The organism is Exiguobacterium sp. ZWU0009 (assembly GCF_000798935.2).
Taxonomy (GTDB): Bacteria; Bacillota; Bacilli; order Exiguobacteriales; family Exiguobacteriaceae; genus Exiguobacterium_A; species Exiguobacterium_A acetylicum.
The window spans coordinates 1,582,895-1,603,354 of record NZ_CP018057.1 but is presented as its reverse complement, the minus strand read 5'-3'; the positions used below and the strand labels follow the sequence as shown (position 1 = coordinate 1,603,354).

The window sequence follows — 20,460 nt, the reverse complement described above, 5'->3', positions numbered from 1 at the left end:
GATGTGCTTTGGTAAAGACTTGCCGTACGACTTTCTCCCTCACGTTCGATATAATCAGCATACAGCAGTTGAAGAAAGGATGAATCGTATGCAACGTGTAGCCAATGAGATCACGCAATTCCGCGGCAGTCATTATGAGTTCGGTCGCGAACAAGGGCGTTACGTCAAACGAAACCAGTTGCTCCATAACCGGGAGGACAACTGGAAAATCCGTGTTCCGCGCTTTCAAGTCGATCCGGTCGAGACGAAGGAGATGTTTCTCCGGTACGCCCCGCATATTTGGGACGAGTTACTCGGACTTCAAGACGAACTTGAACTTTCTCTGCCGGATACGTTACTGCATTTTGGGCACTACCGGGTCGAAGGACCGAAAAGTGGTTGTTCGATCATGACCGGTGATAATTTCCTCGTCCGCAATTACGACTATCATCCGATGACGTACGATGGGCGATTTTCCGTCTTTCAACCGAATGATGGCGGATCAGCAATTATCGGTCCCGCTTCACGGGTGACCGGTCGGATGGACGGGATGAATGAACATGGGCTTGCGATGGGCTATAACTTCATCAATCGTCGGCGTCCGGGCGATGGGTTCGTCAGTTTCATGATCGGGCGGATCATCCTCGAGATGTGCACGTCGGTCGACGACGCGATCTCACTCGTCAAGGAGATTCCGCATCGCGGATCGTTCACGTATGTCGTCCACGATAAATCGGCGCGTTCGTTCGTCATCGAAGCGACGGCACGCGACGTCCAAGTGCGAGAATCGAACATGTGCACCAATCACTTCGATTTGCTGCAACACGAAAACCGCTATCATCTGGATGACTCGAAACGTCGGATGATGGAGTTGAAGACCCATCAACACATGATTCAAGATGCGGAGTCCGCTTTCCGACTACTCAACGATACCGATAAAGGCGTCTTCGCTGATTTATATGCCCAGTGGGCGGGAACGATTCATACGTCTGCCTACTTCCCGGAAGAGTTGAAGGTCTGGTTCGCGCTCGGTGGTGATCAAGAACCGGTCACGTTCGACTTTTCCGACTGGCTCGCTGGCAATGACTTTACAGCAAGCGAGATCACGGGAGAACTGGAGACGAACATCCAGTTCGCGAATACATTACAGACGTGGCGTTAAACGAAAAAGCTTCCTCCTGCTTGCGCAAGAGGAAGCTTTTTAATGGCTGTCATCGAGACGTTTCGACATATGATAATCCGTCGTCTCGTAGCCAAGCGAGTGATACACATGAATCGCTCGTTCGTTATGGGCGAAGACGTGTAAAGAAATCTTCTTGACGTTCATCCGCTTTAACATCACTTCGAGCAAGCGGAGTGCTTCCTTGCCGTAGCCTTGGTTTTGTTTATCAGACGTAATCTTGACGTCGAAGATGAACGCTTCACGTCCAAGCGGTCCCTTTGTCACATGGACCCAGACCATTCCGACATCACTACCTGTCTCGTCGCGAAACGTAAATAAATAATGATCTTTCGTCTCTAAACCTTCTGGCAACAGCGAAGCGAACTCTCCTGTCGCCTTCTCCAGCGACTCGTTCTCTGACCACGTACCGGCGCGACACTTATCCGTCGCGTACTCTTTGATTGCGATCGGTAAGTAAGCGTCATACGTCGCTTGACTCATTTGCTCAATGCGCATGCTGCCACCTCCTGCGTTTTCGTCCAGTCCCGTCGTAACATCGCATAGACCTGAAGGTCATGATAAGTCCCGTACAATTTCTCAGCGTCCCGTAAGACGCCTTCTTCCGTGAAGCCGAGTCGTTCTGGGATTCGTCTACTCCGGACGTTTCCGGTCGCACACTCGATGACGACACGGTTTAAACCGAGCGTTTCGAAACAATAGTTCGTGACGAACCGGACGACGTCCGTCATGACGCCTTTTCGAAGTCCCTTTTCTCCTAGATAATAGCCAATCGACGTTTGTCCGAGATGCCGATTAATTTCATGCAAACTGATCGTTCCAACGAGCTCGTCCTCAAGATAAATGCCACACGTAAAGCCGTTGCCATCGGCGAACTGTTGCAGCCATGCTGGAATGACGATCTCCTGATATGTACTTGCCTCTGTTGCACCATCGACCCAACCGAGCCATTCGCGGAGATGTGCGCGATTGGCATCGACGAGTGCGAATAATCCTTCCGCATGGTGCCGTTCGATCAATTGAAGCGCTACGTGATCGGATACTTGTAACCTGAACATGACCTCTCCCCTTTCTAATATCTGTTGTTTGACGTCACGTCGTCGTTTCCCTGCTTGGTGTTACGTTCCATTCCATTCGTCTCGAGCGGACAGCCATTCCGAGTGCCTCGTAAAAGGCAATCGCTTCCTGATTGGCGTCATCGACGCCGAGTTCGATTTTGTCACAGCCAATCGTTTCCGCGTGCGCGTAAGCGGCTTGCATCAACCGTTTGCCGACGCCTTGTTTTTGATGTGTATCCGCAACGACGAGACTGATGACGCGTAAGTAATGCTTATCGAAGACGAACCCACTTCCTTCGACGATATCTTCCTTGAGGACGATCACACCGGCAAGCCCGTCTTGTTCCGCAACGAGTAATGCATAATCCGGATTCTCGAGTTGCGTCAGAAATAAGTCTTCCGGAACCGGCATCTCGTGCGGACGGTAATGATCGGGTCGTAAGGCAACGTGTTGATCGTGGATTTGTTGAAACAATGGAATCAATGCCTGAAAATCGTCAGGACGGGCAGTGCGGATATTCATTAGATGTTCGCTCCTTTTTCGTTTTGTAGTATATTAACATATTATTCCAAAGTGTAGGGGTATTTTTTTATACAAAACGGCACTCCGATTATCGGAATGCCGTCTCTCACTTAAATTGCTTTTGTAAAGTCTCGCGCTGTCTCCGTTAACGTCGATGCGGCACTCTGAACGTCATGGAAGCGATCGACCGTTTCCGCGACGACCGTGACGCTTGCTTGTGCATCAGTCGTTGCTTGCGTCATTGCACGAGCAATCCGCTGCAGTTCATCATTCATTCGCTGCGTCGTCTGTCGGACATCGACGACAGCTTGTTCGACGAGCTTCGAGAGATTTCGGACTTCCGTCGCGACGACATTGAACCCTTTCCCGTGTTCACCCGCTCGCGCTGCCTCGATCGAGGCATTAAGTGATAGGAGATTCGTCTGTGAGGCAATGGTTTTGATCGTCTCAGTTACTTGAGTGATGTCCTGCGCTTGGCGCTGAAGGCGTTCAATCTTCTGATGGTTATCACGGGTCGTCTCAGCCATCTGCTCGATTGTTTTCCGTAACGCTATGCTTTCCCGCTCGCCATGCGTCGACCGCGTGTTCAAATCACTAGCGATCGCATCAAACGAAGTCGCGAACTTTTGAATTGTCTGCTGACGATTGGTGATATCGGAGGCGATCTTCAAGACACCTGTCACTTCCGTTCCATCGTAAATCGGCATATAGGTTGCTTCTAGCCAAATCGATTGACCATGCGCATCGATGCGTTCAATTTTATCTGCCGTACTGAAGCCACTGAACAGCTTCTGCCAAAATGCTTGGTAACTGTCACTCATTGCGAACTCTGTCGTGCAGAAGAGATGATGTTGCATCCCGATCATCTCTTCTCGTTTGTATTTCATCGTCTTTGCAAATAAGCCATTGACATCGACGACACGACGTTGCCGATCGAATCGAATCATCGCGACGTTATCTCGTAAAGAGGCTAAAATATCTTGGGATCCTAGTTCGGTTGATAGTTGGGTGGTCATGATTACAAGCTCCTCTCGCCATCTACCTCCCGTTACAGGCTATCCAAGATATTACAAATCTGAATAGTATGAATTAAAGATATATGACTAAAATTTTTTCTCTTCTTTTAGTATATCCAGACAACGACGGAATGAAACGTTATCTCTTTAAATATTTTTATCCTACACCTCTTTTTCAAACTTGTCTTTTTCTTCCGACCTGTTATACTCAAATCAAAACTTATTAAAAATTTTTAATAAGTGATCTAGATTGGAGGTCCTTATTTGACTGAACTCATTTCACGTACACGTCACGCTTTTTTAGTCGAGCATCTGGATACGATTCCTGCGATTCGCCACGTCTTGGACGTCAGTTTTCCGACTGCGAGCAAACAGATCGATCAGATGATCGCTGCTCGGGAAATTGAAGAAACTCCACTTGAATTGGTTCGCGGTGGTCGTCCGGCAAAACGGTATCGCTATCGCACGGATCACTTCCTCGGACTCGCTCTATACCTCGAACGCACGTATCTGCAGTATCGTATTCATGATGTCGGTGGACATGTGATCAAAACGGATCGCCTGAACTTCGATTCGTCGGATCATGCATCTGTTTTATTGAAAACATTGACAACATCACTCAACGATCATCCACATATCCAAACGCTTGCGATTGGTGTCGCCGGTGCCGTTGATACAACCGGAACGATCTTATTCGCACCGGATTATCCGACGCTAGACGGTCGCCCCTTACAACAAGAACTGGCTGAACGGTTCGGGCGACCCGTCATCGTCGAAAATGATATGAATGCGGCTGTCATCGCTTCTGCTCAAGAAAACGAATCGACGGTCTATATGTATCTCGGAACGAACGGACCGGGATCCGGCGTCGCTGTTTCCGGTCAAGTCGTTCGCGGAGCGCACCACTTCGCTGGAGAAATCTCGTTCATCCCGTTTGACGACAAGCGAAATGTCGGTCAAATCCTAGCTGCGAGTTCACCATACTCGGATGATTGGTATGAGGCGTTATGTCGAATCATTCTCTCGTTTAGCGTCACCTTGAATCCGAATGTCATCTTGTTTACAGCGTCAGATGTCTCGGATGACGGATTAGCACGGTTGACGGATCGATGCGCCAAGCGTTTTCCGCTAGATAAATTACCTCAGTTGCGAAAAGGCGACTGGGAAACCGATTATTTAGATGGTCTGATGCAACTCAGCATCCAGTCATTCATTGAACAGATTCCGTTAGGAGGACTCACCCGATGACCCGTTTACTATTACCTTTGATTTATCTTGCTTTCATCAGTCTTGGTCTTCCGGATGCGTTACTCGGTACGGCGTGGCCCGTGATGCGACTCGATCTCGACGCCCCGCTCGACATGGCGGGATGGCTCTTCATGACGATCGCTGCCGGAACGATCGTCTCGAGTCTGTTTAGCGGTCGCTTGATCGAACGTTATTCGACAGGTCCGATCACGGCTGCTTCTGCTGGTCTGACGGCACTGGCATTGATGGGTTTTTTCGTAGCGCCATCCTTGATTTGGCTCTTCGTCCTTGCGATCCCGCTCGGACTCGGTGCTGGTGTCGTTGACGCCGCACTGAATCATTTCGTCGCTACTCATTATCAAGCCCATCACATGAACTGGCTCCATTGCTTCTGGGGCATCGGCGCTACGGCTGGTCCGCTCATCATGGCTGGCGTATTACTTGATTCCGGTTGGCGCATGGGTTACCTCGTCGTCGGTGCATTGCAACTCGTCTTGATGATTGTCTTGATCGTCAGTTTACCGCTTTGGAAACGGGCTCCCAAACACGTGTCCGAACAGGTTCAGACCGTGAGTACATCGACCGGAAAACCACGCGGATTGACCGCCGCCCTCGCAGCGTTTTGTTTTTATTGTGGAGCCGAGGCAGTCGTCGGGCTGTGGGGCAGTAGTTATCTCGTCCAAGTCCGTTCCTTTTCCGTGACGTCAGCAGCGACGTGGATTTCCGTTTACTACGGAAGTATCACCGCGGGACGTTTCATCAGTGGTTTTCTATCGCTGCGCTGGTCGAATCGTCGTTTGATTCGTGTCGGTCAATGGACGGCACTCGTTGGAGCTGTCTGTTTTATCCTCGCACCCGCTGCCTGGATACCGCTTGGTTTCGTGCTTGTTGGGCTTGGTCTCGCACCGATTTATCCGGCAATGCTTCACGAGACACCGGTTCGCTTTGGGGAGGCTGCGGCGCAACGGCTGATGGGCGTGCAAATGGCATTCGCCTATACCGGTAGTACCTTTATGCCACCCCTATTTGGGTGGCTTGCGACTTCCTACTCCTTATCATTGTTCCATTGGTTCACGATCAGTCTGATTTTCTTGATGCTGGTCGCTACGGAAGGCTTGAACCGAATGTTATTCAGACAACGGTTGGCAAAAGCGTCTTGAAGAAAGGATGAATGAACATGAAGATTGAACATATCGCCCTCTGGGTGGCAAACCTTGATGCAATGCGTCAGTTCTACGAAACACATTTTGATGCTACGGCAGGCGAGCGTTATCATAATCCAGCGAAAGGATTCACGTCGTATTTTCTGACGTTCTCGAGCGGAGCGCGACTGGAGTTGATGCAACGGACGGACATCACGGAACGGACGACGCATGCGCTCGGGTATGCTCACTTCGCCTTTTCGCTCGGAAGCAAACAAGCGGTCGATGACTGGACGACTCGATTACGTAACGCAGGTATACAACATCTTGACGGTCCCCGGACGACGGGTGACGGGTATTATGAAAGTACGGTCGCCGATCCGGAAGGTAATGTGATCGAGTTGACGGTCTAATGATGAAACGAAACAATCCCTCATTCTACATAGAGTGAGGGATTGTTTGTTGATTGATAGCTCTTCAATCGTTTTCTGCTTGTTGGTATGTCTCGTGACGAGTTGACTTCCGACGATCAATCAATCGTTCAAATACCAATAGAGAACCCACTGGATAAAACAATAAGAAGACAACTTTCAATAGAATCTCGGTGTCCATCCACGCCGAGAACGGCGGCAAGATGCCAAATAGAAGAAGAATTACTAACGTCAGAACTCCTCCTAACAGCAGATGGAGGACGATTGACCATCTACGCTTATGTTTTTGCTGACTCACGATATATTCAATCCCTAATGATAGCGGTGTCCCGATCCCTATAAAGATTAAACTCGTATAAAAGACCGTCACGACATAGACCTCGATCAAAACGAAGATCGTCATGAACAGATTTTCTTCAACACTCCCGAGGTTCACTGGATTCATCAATAAATAGATGAATCCAAAATGAAGACTCATCAACAGAATTGCCTTCTTTTTTTGCAATACTTGCTTTTTCATAGATGCCTACCCCTTTCGAAATAGTAAAAGACAGTAAAAGCCTCTATGAACTGAGGTTCCTACTGTCTTTATCGTTCGATTCACCTATCTTAACATAACGTATAGTTCTGTAAAACATTGACACCACTTCAATTAACAAATCATGTAATGCATCAGTTGATTTGAAATTAAGGATTATTTCTTTAAACCTTTGCATGATAAGAATTTAATGCGCCCTATATTCAAGCGTCAATTGAAAATTCTTTATATCCCAACATTTGTAATGATATGATTAAAACAAGCCAAATTATGGCTATATATTCTGCTTATTAAAGGAGACTCGTGCATGCGAAAGCACCTGGGATGGATCTCAATCGGTATTGTGGTTTTTACTTTCCTTACTGTTAAGCTCTTACCGTTCAATGGTTTTTGGGGTACGAACTATATGATAGCTGGACTAGTGCTTGCGCTAGTGTGCGCCATCATAAGTCTAAAAAATACGGGGAAAATCCTCGCATTAACATTGCTCACTTCTTTATTGGTTCTTTTTATTTTTTCAGTGATTGGTTTCTTGGCACTAGCTTGAGCGTTTCGCGAACCAATGAAAAGACGGTTGCTGATTAACTGATATCATGACGATATTTCTTCTTAAACACGTCATACGTTGCTGAATCACCGAACAGAAGGAAACAACCGCGATCATCATAGATATTCATGACGATATTGCGATTTACGTTCACGAAAAAGACTTCCGGATAGTATGTATATGCTTGATGAAATCTTGGTTGTAGCGGTGGGAAGTCCTGATGGCAAATCGCTTTGATTACACGCTGATAATTTAACGTCTGTTTGTTCGGTAATAACACGGCATATTCGATCACTTGCTCTTCTTCATCCATCACTTTCTCTACAAACTTTATGTTGTATTTGTCTGCTCTACGTCTTAACTGACGAAACACTTTCGTCGCTGACTGTTGATACTTACCGCGCTCACTTCTCACATGCACAATTAAATAAAGGGACTCCTCTTCTCGGAATACATCTTCAAACAGTTCGTTCGATTTTTTGTATACCTGTTTGAAGTATTCCTCATTGATTTCATCTAAATTATCCTTTAGCTGATAAAGATCCTTGACTAAATCTACGTGGAATACTAAATCCTTCTTGACAAAGGAACGATCAAATAAGTTCACATTCCCAAAATGTTGTTGCAAGTATTGTTCTAAGTTCATTTTAAAACTCCTTTATTCTGATGAGGACAGATGTATTGTTTTGAATAACTGTTGCAGGACGGATCGATATAACAATTGTAGAAAGGAGGATGAGAAGATGATCATTGATACATTATCGAATCATCCTAAACAATTAGAAGTGGTTGCCACAATGATTCATACCGAATTCGTTCAAAAGAAAAATCGGACGACACCGTACGAACAAGTAAAAGCATTTTTAGATAAAAAACCAAGAGAACCCTATCCTGTGACGTTCGTTGCCTTAGATGATGTCACGTGTGTAGGAACTGTCTCCTTATTTGAAAATGACTTGATTGAACGACCAGCCTATACACCTTGGCTCGCTTCTTTATTCGTTGAAAAAGTCTATCGGAATCAAGGAATCGCGCAGCAACTCATCAATCAATTAATCGTTTACGCCAAGTCACGACAGGTTTCTACAATCTACTTAAAAACAGATAACGCTGCAGCATATTATAAAAAATTGGGATGGACCTTGGTCGAAACGATCAAGACGACGGAGTTACCCATCCATATTTTTGCCTATAATGTTGATGACGTTTAATATGTTCTAGTAATCAAAGAAAGCAATTTTCAAAAAAACTTTACTCTTTATGAGGTAACAGAAATGTCGTTTTTATGGATCTCGAAATTAAAAGCCATCTTGAAATTCCGCCTGAAAAAGAAGAGCACGATGTGCATCAAACCTATCCTAGATTCATAGAGATGACCAATCTCATCGATAACGATGTCTTTAATTATGCTTTTGGTCGAGCTGGCGGGTATCCTGCCGGAAAAGTCGTCTTTTGTATAAAGGGTGCACCTCTTCCTTTTAACGCACACGTAGGCGAGCTATATCTGTTTTGGCATGCATTAATAAAAAGCGTATCCACAAACGATTTGCATGACGTCGAAAAATTCGATTGGTCACTTCCATATGAAAATGAAGAAATTTCTAACCATTTCATCATTCGATTTTTCTATCGAAAACAATTAGTAGAATTTCATTATCAAAATCAATTCTTGGCTACCTTTTCACTAGAGACCTATAAAAAAGCAGTCCTACAGGGATTTTTAGATTTCATGTGGCATACGAATCTGGAGTTTGAGACAATCGTGTATGATTCGCTAGGTGAGAAGATTGATTACGCAGCGATGCGAGAAGATACAGGAGATGATTTATACACATGTCGCTACATCTTCTTACAATTCATGAAGGAAATCTATCGACAAAAAAATGATGATGTACAACTGTTGATTGACTTCGATTTTAAGATTAGTCGTTCTTTTTCTGATTTACATTATGATTTAAATGACTAAGAATTTTCTGATCTGAATGGTATTACCTCTCTTTCTTGAATCGGTCATTCGTGTTGGAATAGACGATTGCAAATACAATAAGAAAGAATAATAGCAGGACGCCCAAAGTAAACAAAAAGTGATATCCAAACAGCTCGCTCCCAGCGATCAACAGGATGCTAAAACAAATGCCGTATAGGATCTTACCCATGAATTGACATAGGGCGACTTCGTCATAGTCTTGTTTCTTGCTTTCAGATAACGTATTATATCCTGCAAGCAATGATGCGCCTTTTCCTTTCGATAGAACGGTAGCAAACACCAGCAGAGGAACAAGGATTACAAAATAAACAATGGATTCGCTCACGACCATCCGCTCCTTTCTCTCGTTTTAATGTATGACGCGTGTCAATTCATTAACGCTTTTACATTCCTTTAAGTTTCATAATCTTTTTGAATTACCCACTGGATAATATGTTTGTCTCTTTTACTATCATTCTTAAGTTGAATGATTGACTCATTTTTCTGATTTTTCTGTTTTTATAGCCCGATTTCTCAATCTTCTATTATAATTAGGCAATGATTGGATTTTTTACTTACATATGGAATGAAAAACATTCATTCAAAGGAGGGTTCATCCATGACTGAATCGGTACATATTTTCAGCCAAACTTCACTTCAGTTGATGGTTAATGCAAGGTCCATCATAAGACAGTACATCTTACTACGGGAGGGGTTTGCCGATGCTTAAGTTCATCTGGAATTCCTGGTGGCGCAATAAAGAGCGATTCATCCTGCTACTTGTCGGCGTTCTGATCGTCAGTACTGGACTGAGCTATTTGATCGGAACGACGCAAGCCAATAACGGAACCGTCGTCGATGAACTGCAAAAACGCTGGGGCTCCTCTTACGACATCGTTGTCCGACCGGAAGGCAGCCGGAGCGTAACGGAAGACTTAAAGTTACTCGAGCCAAACTATATGAGTGGGCTCGATGGTGGGATTACGCGCAAACAATACGAGACGATCAAAAAAATCACTGACGTCGAGATCGCTGCTCCGATTGCGATGATTGGCTACAATCAAACAGTTTCAAGTGTCGGTACGCATACGATCGACCAAGAAGGCATTTATAAACTAACGATCAAAGATACGCAAAATACCGGATTACAGAACGAATCCTCGATTGGAGTCGTCTTCTTAGCAGCAGGATGGGAACCGACAGAAAATGCAGTAAAATCAGGTGTGTCCCCCCTCCCCCTTGGAAAGCAACCTCTTTACGAGTATGGAAGTCAAGTCATGATTGCGGGGGTTGATCCCGAAGCGGAAGCCGCACTCGTCGGCTTGGACCAAGCGACGACAAAAGGAACCTATAGTAACTATTTTTCAAAAGATGATCAGGTCATCTCGTTTGGTGAAGACGGTGTCCAAATTCCAATCCTGTTGAACAATCGTGAATACGTGGACGCGTCACGCATCTACACGTACGAAAAAGTAGAGCTGCCGTCAAAAGAAAAATCAATTAACGATCTGGTACAACAGGTCGAACAAAAAGGCGGAAAAAAATACTTAGAGTCCTTACCGGCAAGTGGTGCGAAACGTTATACGATCACGACACAAGATGTCCAGAAGAAGCTCGTAAATGATATTCTGAAACACACGTTACCGACCGCTGAAGAGACGAACAGCAATTCCTTTACGTGGATTGCTTTAAAGCCGTCTCCAATCGACTACCGCTCGATCAAAAGTCCTTACGCATCACGTTGGCCGTTCACCTATCAAGTCCAACCGAAACAAGTCGAGCAAGATTCCTTGCTCGCTAAACGCAGCATGTACCGGGAAGCACGCATGTTCGGAAAAGATAGCGTGGACTGGCCAAAAGTCAATTTGAACTACATCGGGGTCTTTGATCCGAAGAAATTGAATATCTCGAAAGACCCGCTGACGGAACTGCCGATGGAGACGTACTTCCCGTCGAAAGCCCAGTGGGTGATGGACAAGCATGAACGTCCCGTCAATCCGGTCCGAGACGTCAAACCGACGAATGATCCGTACGATTTCCTGACGAAACCACCATCGATGCTGACGACGCTCGATGCTGCGTTCAAAATTCGTGGTGACAAAGCAATCTCAGCCATCCGCGTCAACGTCAAAGGTGTCGAGACGATGAATGCCGCTAGCGAGAAGAAGCTCCAACAGGTGGCGACAGAAATCGAACAGAAGATAGGATTAATTACGGACGTGACCCTCGGCTCGTCGCCGCAGCTCGCCTTGACCTATTTACCGGGTCTAAAAGACGAATCAGCGCTCGGGTGGGTTCAACAACCGTGGATCAAGCTCGGCTCGTCGATTGCGATCTTCCAGGAAGCAAAAGTCGGGATGAGCGGCATCATCGCCAGTGTCATCGCTGTCGCGCTCGTCTATGTCTTCAGTTCGAACATCATCCTACTGTATGCACGAAAGAAAGAATTCGCGATTTTACTATCACTTGGTTGGCGCCCGCGTCAGCTGGCAAAACTATTGTTCCTCGAGGCCACATTGCTCGGAACACTCGTCGTCTTGATTGCCTGGACGATTCTCGGTTCGTTCTGGGTCACGACGGACAACCCGATTGCGATCGGTCGAATTTTATTGATTGGTCTTGCTGGTTTACTTATTTACTGGGGTGGAACGCTCGTGCCGATGACGCTCATCCGTCGGATCAAACCGTTCGAAAGCATGCGTTCCGGTGAAGTCTCAAAAGGTCGCCGTTTCGTTCGTGCGCGTAGCGCCCTCGGGATGAGCATCAATCAGCTCGTCACGTACTGGCAACGGACATTACTTTCGGTCGTTGCGATCGCCTTACCGACGAGTCTGTTCATCTTCTTCCTCTTCATCACGTTCCGACTGAAAGGCGTCTTGTACGCAACGTGGCTCGGCGAATATGTCGCGCTTGAAGTAGGGACGATGCATTACGTCGCGATGGGTGTCGCTTTACTGATTGCCATCCTGACGACGACAGAAATCATGTGGCAAAACGTCAATGAACGCAAGAATCAGCTTGCTGTCCTTAAAGCGACGGGCTGGCAAGACGGTCAAGTTCGTTTACTCGTGCTAAGTGAAGGCATGATGACAGGACTCTGCGCTGGCGTGATTGGTCTTCTGACAGCACTTGGGATGATTGGCTTCGTTTACGGGCAATTCCCGGTCCAAGAGCTTGGTTTCCTCAGCATCATGCTCTTGATTCCGGTGATCACCGGTCTGTTGGGTGCCTTACTTCCTGCCGAGCGTGCCGTCCGGATCACACCGAATGCCACACTCGGTAGTATCGTCGAGAATACACAGGCGACAGAACGGCGTTTCAAATGGGCACTCGGATCAATCGCTGCTTCCTTATGTGTCGGGGTTGCGAGCCTGTTCTTGTTCGCCTCAACAGAATCCTCGACGACTACACCACAGAATGCTCCTCAACAACAGACGAGCGGACAAAAATTAAAAGACTTAGCTTCTGAAACGAAATCGCCAGCTGACAAGAAAACAGATGATCAAACAGCACTAAAAAAACTGATGAAGAAAGGGGTCATCCAAACGTATCCCGGTGATCCGAAAGCAAAATATGAGCTATTTTATGCTAAATCACTCGCTCCGACGCCAAAAGAATTGAATTTAAAAGAAAAGCCTGGTTATCGGTATGTTACGATTCCTGTCTTCATGCACAACTCGGATACACAAAGTAAAGGTGCATATTCAACTTATAGACCGGGAACATTTACGTTGACGTCACTAGATGGTAAAGAATATTCTACCATTGATTATGTCAATCACAATGAAAAAGCATTCAAGAACGGCTATCAATACTTCGCCCCGTATGAGTCACTTGTCGACTTAGTCTATCAAGTCCCTGTCGACCAAAAGACATTCGTTCTCTTTGCGGCAGATGAAGCTTTTCCAAAGGATACGACAGTGAAGATTGAACTCGATTAGAATGAACGGAATATGAATCTAGCCCGGATCACATAAATGAGAGTAGCCTTGGTTTCATCATCGAAACCGAGGCTACTCTCATTTTCACTATAAAACGATATGTATGGTTTTAAATCACAATGTATCGTGCACGCGCATTCGTTCCAGTTCTTTTTCTTGCTTCTTTTTAAAAGATTTACGACCATTCGACCATTCAACTGAAAGTACAATCCAACCGAATCCTAAAATTAAAGCATAGGCAAGAAAACTATTGTACCCACCATTGAGATATCGCCATGTCATGACGATTGTCAATAGAATTGGCATAATGATGCCGAGATACGGATTGTTTCGGCTTGATAATAACTGCTGTAATCCTAATCCGACGGTGATGAATAAAGCAGAAATGATAAAATTCATTTGTTTTTACCCCTCTCAAGTCGATATTTTTCGATGATTTTTTTGGCATCTTCAATCGTGATGCGGTCCTCGATGGCCATTTGTTTAATGTATGCGATGAACGGTTCATTCTCGATTTTTTCATTCACTTCGATTTTCTGAATGATCCGATCGACGCGAATCCGGACTGTGGGATAGGAGACATCATAATGTTTCGCCAGTTCCTTCAAAGAACCCGAGCTTACGATGAATTTTTTAACGAATTCCATCTCTTCCAATTCTAGAGATAAAACCCAATCTGGAACATCATCTTTTTTCATTTTCTATTTCCCTCCCATGTCACCATAATAGCATTCACTTAAATAAAGTTAAAGTATTTTTGATATTAATTAAACATTTAACCAATAAACAATTAAAATATATTCAATATTTCGCTTGTCATAGTGATTCGAGTCATGGTAGTTTAGGATTGTCAAATCGGAAAAATAAGGAAAAGGAGTGTTTTACTTGAAAAGAACAACGGAATACATATTTGCTGTCATCGGTATCGTCTTGTTTGGATCATTATGTTTAGGTGGGTTTCTATTGTCTGGATCGATTGCGGATCACGCTGGCATGAAGGATTTGGTCGATCAATTCATCCAGGATGAGAACATTACGGATGTCACGTCTACCCAAATCCTCACATCCTTCCAACAATTCTTCTTGTACCTTGGTGCCGTCTCTCTTTTATGTACGATAGGCGGAATCGTCTCAATCGTCCGGATTCGCAAAAACGGTTCAGCAGGAAAGATGTTGATCATTACTGCAATTCTTGGTGGGATTTTCACATTACTCGCCGGTGTCTTTGGTTCAATCGCTTACTTGATCGCCGGTATCACTAACGTCACGAAGAATAAAAAGATAGCACGGCAATACTAAACTCAAACAGAAAGGTGTGTCGATATGTTCGCGATTACACTTCGAGAATTTAAATCGCTTTTCCAAAGTATTCGAGCCATCCTGATCATCGTCGTCTTGTTCGGTGTGACGATTGGTTCTGCTAAACTCGTCAGCCAGTTTAAAGGACAACTCAGTGATCTCGGTCTAGGTGACAACGCCTATATCATCGGTTTGATGCTGCTTCTGTTCTTAGCATCTCCTTTATTCGTGACGAGTATTTCTCATAGTAGCGTCAATAAAGAGATGGAATCGAAGACGATTCGTTTTCTCGCGACGAAAACATCTCGTGAAAACATCATTTTCGGAAAGTTTTTAGGCAACGTCTCGTTTTGGGTTCTCTGTCTGACAGTTGCCCTCTTGTTGATCGTTCCATTTTCAAAATCGTTCCCGATCGTCGATTTGATCCAAAGCATCATCTTCGTCTCTTACTTCATCGGTCTGTCGCTGTTTCTTTCAACAGTCGTCAACAGCTCTGCAATGACGATGTTCGTCGGCATCTTCATCTCGATCGCGCTTCCGGTCATTGGGATGTGGAGTCTTATTTCGAAGAATGTCATCGTTGATACGTTGTCTTACTTGACGCCCTATTATTACTACACGCAAGAAAACACTGCATACACGTATCTTGTCTTGATCCATATCGCCGTCTTCGTCATCGCGAGCTTGATGATCTTTAAAAGGAGAGATTTATGATGCTAGCCCTTCACGCAACAAATCTAACGAAACAGTACGGCAATAAGACCGTCGTCAACCAGTTGAATCTCGAAATCAAACAAGGGGCCATCTTCGGCTTCCTTGGTCAAAATGGCGCCGGTAAATCAACATTCATCAATATGATCACAGGACTTGTCCGCCCGACATCCGGAACGTTCGAGTTACTCGGAGCACCGAACGATTCCTTGAAGGACATCCGAACTCGAATCGGCGTCCTGCCGGATTACTCGACCTTTTACGAAAACTTCACGGCGCTCGATCACTTGAAGTATTTCAGTAAAGTCCTCGGTCTGAAGACGACGACGGACGAGTTAAAACAACTCCTCCGTGATGTCCAACTCGAAGACGCCATCGATGTGAAAACGAAGAACTACTCCTTTGGGATGAAAAAAAAGCTCGGGATCGCCCAAGCCCTGATTAATCGACCGGAAATCCTATTTTTAGATGAACCGACGTCTGGCGTTGATGCCAACTCGATTCTCGGGATTCATACTTTGATTCGCAAGATCGCAGCAGACGGAACGACGATTTTCTTAACGTCTCATAACTTAGACGAGGTCGAAAAACTGTGTACGGAGATTGCGATCATGCAGGACGGAACGATTCAGACGCAAGGCACGATGGAGGAGTTACGGGAACAACATGAGAAGAACATCACCGTTCACGTAAAACATGCGTTGCTCGACAATGATACACAACAACATCTGCAGACCAAGTTGTCGACACTTGCGAAAGACGTCAACGTCTCCTCTACTCACTCGACGTTCATCGTCCAAAGTGAACACGATATTGCTACGATCAATAGCTACCTCGTCTCGCAACAGGTTAACGTGTATCGACTCGAAGTCGAGGAAGCGTCCTTGGAAGAGATCTTCTTGAATCTAGGTTCGGAAGTCCGCTCAGCATAAAGTGAAAAACATGCCTCATGATGAGTTAAACAAAAACAATCCCCTCATTTCATAATTGGAATGAGGGGATTGTTTTTTTCTGCTATCCGTTCATGAAGCCCGCTCTCTCCGTAAGAGATACAGGAAGTACGGTACACCGATGATTGCTGTGATCAATCCGGCTGGTACTTCAAGCGGCGGATGAATGCCGCGACCGAGCGCATCGGCAACGACGAGTAACCCACCGCCGAGTAACAGCGCCATCGGTAAGACGGCGAGATGTTTATATCCGACGAGACGCCGTGCCATATGCGGAGCAATCAGACCGATGAAGCCGATTGCACCGACCGTCGCGACGGCAACACCGGCTAGGACGACAGCGAGCGCCAAGAAGACGTGCCGTGTTCGCTGAATCGGTAACCCAAGACCAATGCTGACTTCCTCACTAAGTGATAAGACATCGAGTTGACGGTGTCGATAGAAGAGGATCGCACCAATCACGACGAGCACCGGCGCTAAGATCAACATTTCCTGCCACCCTTTCCCGAACAGACTACCAGCGAGCCAGACGAGTGAATCGTTCGTCTGAAGTGGAAATTTAATCAACAGGTATTCTGTTCCCGAGGCACAGATCGCACTAACGGCAATACCAAGTAACGCAAACGAACTGCGGGAGACGTTTCCTCCCCGCTCAAGCATCATCAACGCCAGCATGACGAGTGCTGCTCCGATGAAGGCGGCGATTGGTGTCAACAAGAGCGGACCATCCGGCACGAGGGCAATCGTCAAAACGGCGAACAGAGACGCTCCGTTCGTCACTCCGATTACGTCCGGTGAGATCAATGGATTACGGATGACACTTTGTAAGATGACCCCGGCAAGAGCGAAACTCGCTCCTGCTAAAAAGGCGAGGACCGTTCGCGGCAGACGGTAATTTTGGACGATGAAGGCATCCTTTCCACTAAAGAACGACTGCCATAGTTCCGTTAACGACAACTGAATCGAGCCGACCGACAGTAAGGCGAAGCTTGTGATAAAGACGATTACTGCGACAAATAGAATCCGACGCATCTCTCTCATCGTAACCCCCCTTTCATCTGGCGCCGTGCCAGCAGAAGAAAGAAGGGTGCCCCGAGCAATGACGTCACGATGCCGACCGGTGATTCATACGGATAGGCGATGAAACGCGCCAGGACATCAGCGTACGTCAACAATAGACCACCGATGACGGCAGAGACGGGTAAGACGATTCGGTAGTCCTCGCCTACGAGTCGTCGTGTAATGTGCGGCACCATCAGACCGATGAAGCCGATCGCTCCGGCGACGGCAACCGTCACGCCTGCGAGTAAGACGACACTGATGCCGGCAATCAGACGGATCCGCGTCACTTTTTGACCGAGTCCGACCGCGACGTCTTGCCCGAGTTGGAAGACGGCGAGCGACTTCGCAAGACTTGCCGCAAGAATCAAACCGGCGAGCGACCACGGTAAGACGATCCGGAGTTCGAGCCAGCTGGCGTCACTGAGCGAACCAGACAACCAGTACAAGACGTTCGTGATTCGATCATTGAACAAAATCAAGCCTTTCGTTAGCGACGTCAACAAGAGATGGATCGCCATCCCGACGAGGGCAAGTTTTAACGCCGTCATCCCGCGAATCGAAGCGAACGAAAAGACGAGCACGCCACCGAGTAAGGCACCAGCAAAAGCGAAGTAAAGCAAGTTCGCCGTCCCGAGTGACGGAAAGATGAGCAGGCTTAAGACGACGAGAAACGACGCACCGGCATTGACCCCAAAGACTTGTGGTGAAGCGAGCTGGTTCCGCGTCACAGCTTGCATGATCGCTCCAGCGACGGCAAGATTCGCTCCGAGCAACAATCCGAGTAAGAGCCGTGGCAAGCGCAGATTCGTCAGGACGAGTCCCGCTTTAGAGGTCGTGCCACTGATCCACTCCTGCACTAAGTGGACCGGATTCATTTGTGTGATACCAAAGAACAAGCTACTATAAACGGCCAAGCAACTGAGTAAGATAAGTACGAAAATCAGACGTTTCCGCTGCACCGGATGTTTCCCCTTTCATAAAGACGAAAAGCCGAATTGCTCCGGCTTTTTGTCGTTCGTTATTTCTGTTTGAGCAATTGAATTGCTTCGTCAACGATCTGTTCAGCAGCGTCCAGACCACGGTAACGTGTCCAGAGGTCACGATTGACTTCGTAGACTTCTCCGTTCTTGACTGCTGTGATCTGGTTCCAGAGCGGATTATCCTTCCACTCTTTCAGCAGTTTCGGATCGGCTTCTGCCATGAAGATCACGTCTGGATCCCATTTGACCATTTGCTCTAACGTGATCGTCACAGTCGGTTCCGCTGTTTTCGTAACGGCATTCTCAATCCCGATCTTCTCGAGCAACTCACCGTCAAACGACGTCTCACCGTGTGCTGTCAGTGAATCGGCGCGGAAGACACCGACCATGACTTTCCGGTCATCTTTTGGATCAACCTTCTTCTTCGCTGCCTGCAAGCGCTCTTCATGAAGCGCAAGGCGATCGTCCATCTGTTTCGTTTTGCCGACCGCTTCCGCAATCGTCTTGAACGAATCGATGTTCTCTTCATACGTCGCATTGCGACTCTTCAAGATGATCGTCGGTGCGATTTCTTGTAATTGCTTGTAGATCCCTTTATGACGGTTGAAGTCGCCGATGATCAAATCCGGTTGCAAGGAACTGATCGCTTCAAGATTCGGTTGTTGGCGTGTACCGACTTCCGTGAACTCGATGTCTTTTCCGAGTAATCCAGAGACATCCGTCTTGTTTTCTTGTGCAATCCCGACCGGTGTGATCCCGAGTTCGTCTAACGCATCAACGAACGAGAATTCGAGCGCAACGACCTTCTTCGGCTTTTCCGGTACTTTCGTTTTTCCTGCTTCGTGCGTGATCGTCCGCGTCTTTTCGTTCGATTGCTCTGCTTGACTAGAACAAGCCGCAAGCATCAAAATGCTCAACACGAGGAGCGTCAACGCTGTCATCCAAGTTTTCCGTCTCATGGTGAGACCTCCTTTGATTCGTGATTCGACATTGAGAATCATTCTTAATTAATCCTGTCTCAGCATATCAAAGATTTCCATTGAACAAAAGAGAAATCCTTATTTTCAGATAATATAGACTGAAATCCACATTTTCTGAAGGAATATGGGATAATCAGGTAGTGAACAAAGGAGGGATCAGAGATGGATTGGATGAAAGACTTAGAACAGCGAATTGAGTTTCCGCTCGATGCAATCACGTTTGATCAGTTACCTGACTTACTCGAAGCCTTCGCCTACCAGTTACCGTTCGAGAATACGACCGTCCTTGAGAAGCGCATCCGTCCGTTTAACGACGAGCGCTTCATCGAAACGTTTCTGACAGAACGACGCGGTGGTGTCTGTTATGACTTAAACGGACTGCTGCACCGGGTCCTGCAGGAACGGAATTGTCCCATTCGACTCGTGCATGCGACTGTTTATGATACGAAGTCGGACGCCTGGTCAGCGACCGGACCAACCCATGTCGCGATCATTTGGAATGAAACACACCTGCTCGATACCGGCTTCGGCGTTAATTTACCGCTCGTTCCGGTTCCGTTGAATGGGGAGACCGTTGATTCCGCGAGCGGCAGTTACCGGATCATCAATAATGACATACTTGAGATGAAGCGAACGGGACAAGCAGAGTTTGTGACTGGATACCGGTTCGACCGAGAGACATCCATTACAACAAATGACTTATCGAAGATGGAACAGATCATCCAGCAGAGCGACGCTTCGCCGTTCAATAAAGGTCGCCTCGTCGCGATGCGGACGCCGCGCGGACAAAAGACGTTGACTGAGCGGACGTTACGAATTGAAGAAGCGACGACAACCGAGTTACCGGTCGCAGGTCCCGCCCAATTCGAGATGCTGTATCAGACTCACTTTATAGGACGGGAGTCGTAA

24 protein-coding genes are annotated in these 20,460 nt (G+C 46.7%); 12 read left to right on the top strand and 12 right to left on the bottom strand.

Annotated elements, in window-relative coordinates; all coding sequences use genetic code 11:
- Positions 1–88: 88 nt before the first annotated feature.
- Positions 89–1,141: a C45 family autoproteolytic acyltransferase/hydrolase gene (locus L985_RS08380; protein WP_029341652.1), complete on the top strand. Its 1,053-nt coding sequence runs from the start codon at positions 89–91 to the stop codon at positions 1,139–1,141.
- Between the two features lie 39 nt (positions 1,142–1,180).
- Here L985_RS08380 and L985_RS08375 read toward each other — a convergent pair whose 3' ends face one another.
- The 4 genes from L985_RS08375 to L985_RS17235 form a co-directional block, all read right to left on the bottom strand.
- A complete protein-coding gene (locus L985_RS08375) occupies positions 1,181–1,657 on the bottom strand; it encodes a GNAT family N-acetyltransferase (RefSeq protein ID WP_029343377.1) in 477 nt (158 codons plus the stop codon).
- Positions 1,639–2,217, bottom strand: a complete 579-nt coding sequence (locus L985_RS08370) for a GNAT family N-acetyltransferase (protein ID WP_029341651.1) — start codon at positions 2,215–2,217, stop codon at positions 1,639–1,641. Before L985_RS08370 ends, L985_RS08375 begins: the two co-directional genes overlap by 19 nt.
- Positions 2,218–2,251: 34 nt before the next feature.
- Positions 2,252–2,740, bottom strand: coding sequence for a GNAT family N-acetyltransferase (locus L985_RS08365; RefSeq protein WP_034785996.1), 489 nt, complete (start codon positions 2,738–2,740; stop codon positions 2,252–2,254).
- 110 nt (positions 2,741–2,850) lie between these two features.
- Positions 2,851–3,756 (bottom strand): methyl-accepting chemotaxis protein, encoded by a 906-nt coding sequence (locus L985_RS17235; RefSeq protein WP_029341649.1) that lies wholly within the window; start codon positions 3,754–3,756, stop codon positions 2,851–2,853.
- A gap of 264 nt (positions 3,757–4,020) precedes the next feature.
- Between L985_RS17235 and L985_RS08355 the strand changes: the two genes are divergently transcribed.
- From L985_RS08355 to L985_RS08345, 3 genes are read left to right on the top strand one after another with little or no spacing between them, the layout of a single operon-like run.
- The gene (locus L985_RS08355) at positions 4,021–5,004 is read left to right on the top strand and encodes an ROK family protein (RefSeq protein WP_029341648.1); all 984 of its coding nucleotides are present in this window, start codon (positions 4,021–4,023) and stop codon (positions 5,002–5,004) included.
- Entirely contained in the window at positions 5,001–6,164 is a 1,164-nt protein-coding gene (locus L985_RS08350; RefSeq protein WP_029341647.1) for an MFS transporter, read from the top strand. The genes L985_RS08355 and L985_RS08350 overlap by 4 nt, the downstream gene beginning before the upstream one ends.
- 17 nt (positions 6,165–6,181) lie before the next feature.
- Positions 6,182–6,559 (top strand): VOC family protein, encoded by a 378-nt coding sequence (locus tag L985_RS08345; protein WP_029341646.1) that lies wholly within the window; start codon positions 6,182–6,184, stop codon positions 6,557–6,559.
- 64 nt (positions 6,560–6,623) lie between these two features.
- Here L985_RS08345 and L985_RS08340 read toward each other — a convergent pair whose 3' ends face one another.
- Positions 6,624–7,097, bottom strand: coding sequence for a hypothetical protein (locus L985_RS08340; protein ID WP_029341645.1), 474 nt, complete (start codon positions 7,095–7,097; stop codon positions 6,624–6,626).
- Between the two features lie 325 nt (positions 7,098–7,422).
- On the opposite strand from L985_RS08340, the gene L985_RS08335 reads away from it, so the two are divergent.
- The gene (locus tag L985_RS08335; protein ID WP_029341644.1) at positions 7,423–7,662 is read left to right on the top strand and encodes a hypothetical protein; all 240 of its coding nucleotides are present in this window, start codon (positions 7,423–7,425) and stop codon (positions 7,660–7,662) included.
- A 34-nt stretch (positions 7,663–7,696) separates the two neighbouring features.
- Here the strand turns inward: L985_RS08335 and L985_RS08330 are convergent, their stop codons facing one another.
- Positions 7,697–8,308 (bottom strand): DUF3885 domain-containing protein, encoded by a 612-nt coding sequence (locus L985_RS08330; protein ID WP_029341643.1) that lies wholly within the window; start codon positions 8,306–8,308, stop codon positions 7,697–7,699.
- Positions 8,309–8,405: 97 nt separating this feature from the next.
- On the opposite strand from L985_RS08330, the gene L985_RS08325 reads away from it, so the two are divergent.
- Positions 8,406–8,873, top strand: a complete 468-nt coding sequence (locus L985_RS08325) for a GNAT family N-acetyltransferase (protein WP_029341642.1) — start codon at positions 8,406–8,408, stop codon at positions 8,871–8,873.
- A gap of 74 nt (positions 8,874–8,947) precedes the next feature.
- Positions 8,948–9,628 (top strand): hypothetical protein, encoded by a 681-nt coding sequence (locus tag L985_RS08320; RefSeq protein ID WP_029341641.1) that lies wholly within the window; start codon positions 8,948–8,950, stop codon positions 9,626–9,628.
- 22 nt (positions 9,629–9,650) lie between these two features.
- Here L985_RS08320 and L985_RS08315 read toward each other — a convergent pair whose 3' ends face one another.
- Positions 9,651–9,980, bottom strand: a complete 330-nt coding sequence (locus L985_RS08315) for a DUF3784 domain-containing protein (RefSeq protein ID WP_029341640.1) — start codon at positions 9,978–9,980, stop codon at positions 9,651–9,653.
- A gap of 370 nt (positions 9,981–10,350) precedes the next feature.
- On the opposite strand from L985_RS08315, the gene L985_RS08310 reads away from it, so the two are divergent.
- Positions 10,351–13,569, top strand: coding sequence for an ABC transporter permease (locus L985_RS08310; RefSeq protein WP_047395291.1), 3,219 nt, complete (start codon positions 10,351–10,353; stop codon positions 13,567–13,569).
- Positions 13,570–13,683: 114 nt separating this feature from the next.
- On the opposite strand, the gene L985_RS08305 is transcribed toward L985_RS08310, so the two are convergent.
- Both L985_RS08305 and L985_RS08300 read right to left on the bottom strand, forming a co-directional pair.
- Positions 13,684–13,968 carry a hypothetical protein gene (locus L985_RS08305; protein ID WP_052169488.1) on the bottom strand — a complete coding sequence of 95 codons (285 nt, stop codon included), beginning with the start codon at positions 13,966–13,968 and terminating at the stop codon, positions 13,684–13,686.
- Positions 13,965–14,267, bottom strand: coding sequence for a DUF2089 family protein (locus L985_RS08300; RefSeq protein WP_047395294.1), 303 nt, complete (start codon positions 14,265–14,267; stop codon positions 13,965–13,967). The genes L985_RS08305 and L985_RS08300 overlap by 4 nt, the downstream gene beginning before the upstream one ends.
- Positions 14,268–14,454: 187 nt before the next feature.
- Here L985_RS08300 and L985_RS08295 point away from each other — a divergent pair, with 187 nt between their 5' ends.
- From L985_RS08295 to L985_RS08285, 3 genes are read left to right on the top strand one after another with little or no spacing between them, the layout of a single operon-like run.
- Positions 14,455–14,868 (top strand): DUF4064 domain-containing protein, encoded by a 414-nt coding sequence (locus L985_RS08295; protein ID WP_047395297.1) that lies wholly within the window; start codon positions 14,455–14,457, stop codon positions 14,866–14,868.
- 24 nt (positions 14,869–14,892) lie between these two features.
- Positions 14,893–15,582, top strand: coding sequence for an ABC transporter permease (locus L985_RS08290; RefSeq protein ID WP_047395300.1), 690 nt, complete (start codon positions 14,893–14,895; stop codon positions 15,580–15,582).
- Positions 15,582–16,511 carry an ABC transporter ATP-binding protein gene (locus tag L985_RS08285; protein WP_052169489.1) on the top strand — a complete coding sequence of 310 codons (930 nt, stop codon included), beginning with the start codon at positions 15,582–15,584 and terminating at the stop codon, positions 16,509–16,511. The genes L985_RS08290 and L985_RS08285 overlap by 1 nt, the downstream gene beginning before the upstream one ends.
- Positions 16,512–16,601: 90 nt before the next feature.
- Here L985_RS08285 and L985_RS08280 read toward each other — a convergent pair whose 3' ends face one another.
- The 3 genes from L985_RS08280 to L985_RS08270 are packed head-to-tail and all read right to left on the bottom strand — an operon-like array spanning position 16,602 to position 19,476.
- On the bottom strand, positions 16,602–17,570 hold the full coding sequence (locus L985_RS08280) for a FecCD family ABC transporter permease (protein WP_335583433.1): 969 nt from the start codon (positions 17,568–17,570) through the stop codon (positions 16,602–16,604).
- Entirely contained in the window at positions 17,567–18,550 is a 984-nt protein-coding gene (locus tag L985_RS08275; protein ID WP_071908788.1) for a FecCD family ABC transporter permease, read from the bottom strand. Before L985_RS08275 ends, L985_RS08280 begins: the two co-directional genes overlap by 4 nt.
- Positions 18,551–18,609: 59 nt before the next feature.
- Positions 18,610–19,476, bottom strand: coding sequence for an ABC transporter substrate-binding protein (locus L985_RS08270; RefSeq protein WP_442856722.1), 867 nt, complete (start codon positions 19,474–19,476; stop codon positions 18,610–18,612).
- Between the two features lie 237 nt (positions 19,477–19,713).
- On the opposite strand from L985_RS08270, the gene L985_RS08265 reads away from it, so the two are divergent.
- Positions 19,714–20,460, top strand: a complete 747-nt coding sequence (locus L985_RS08265) for an arylamine N-acetyltransferase family protein (RefSeq protein ID WP_052169490.1) — start codon at positions 19,714–19,716, stop codon at positions 20,458–20,460.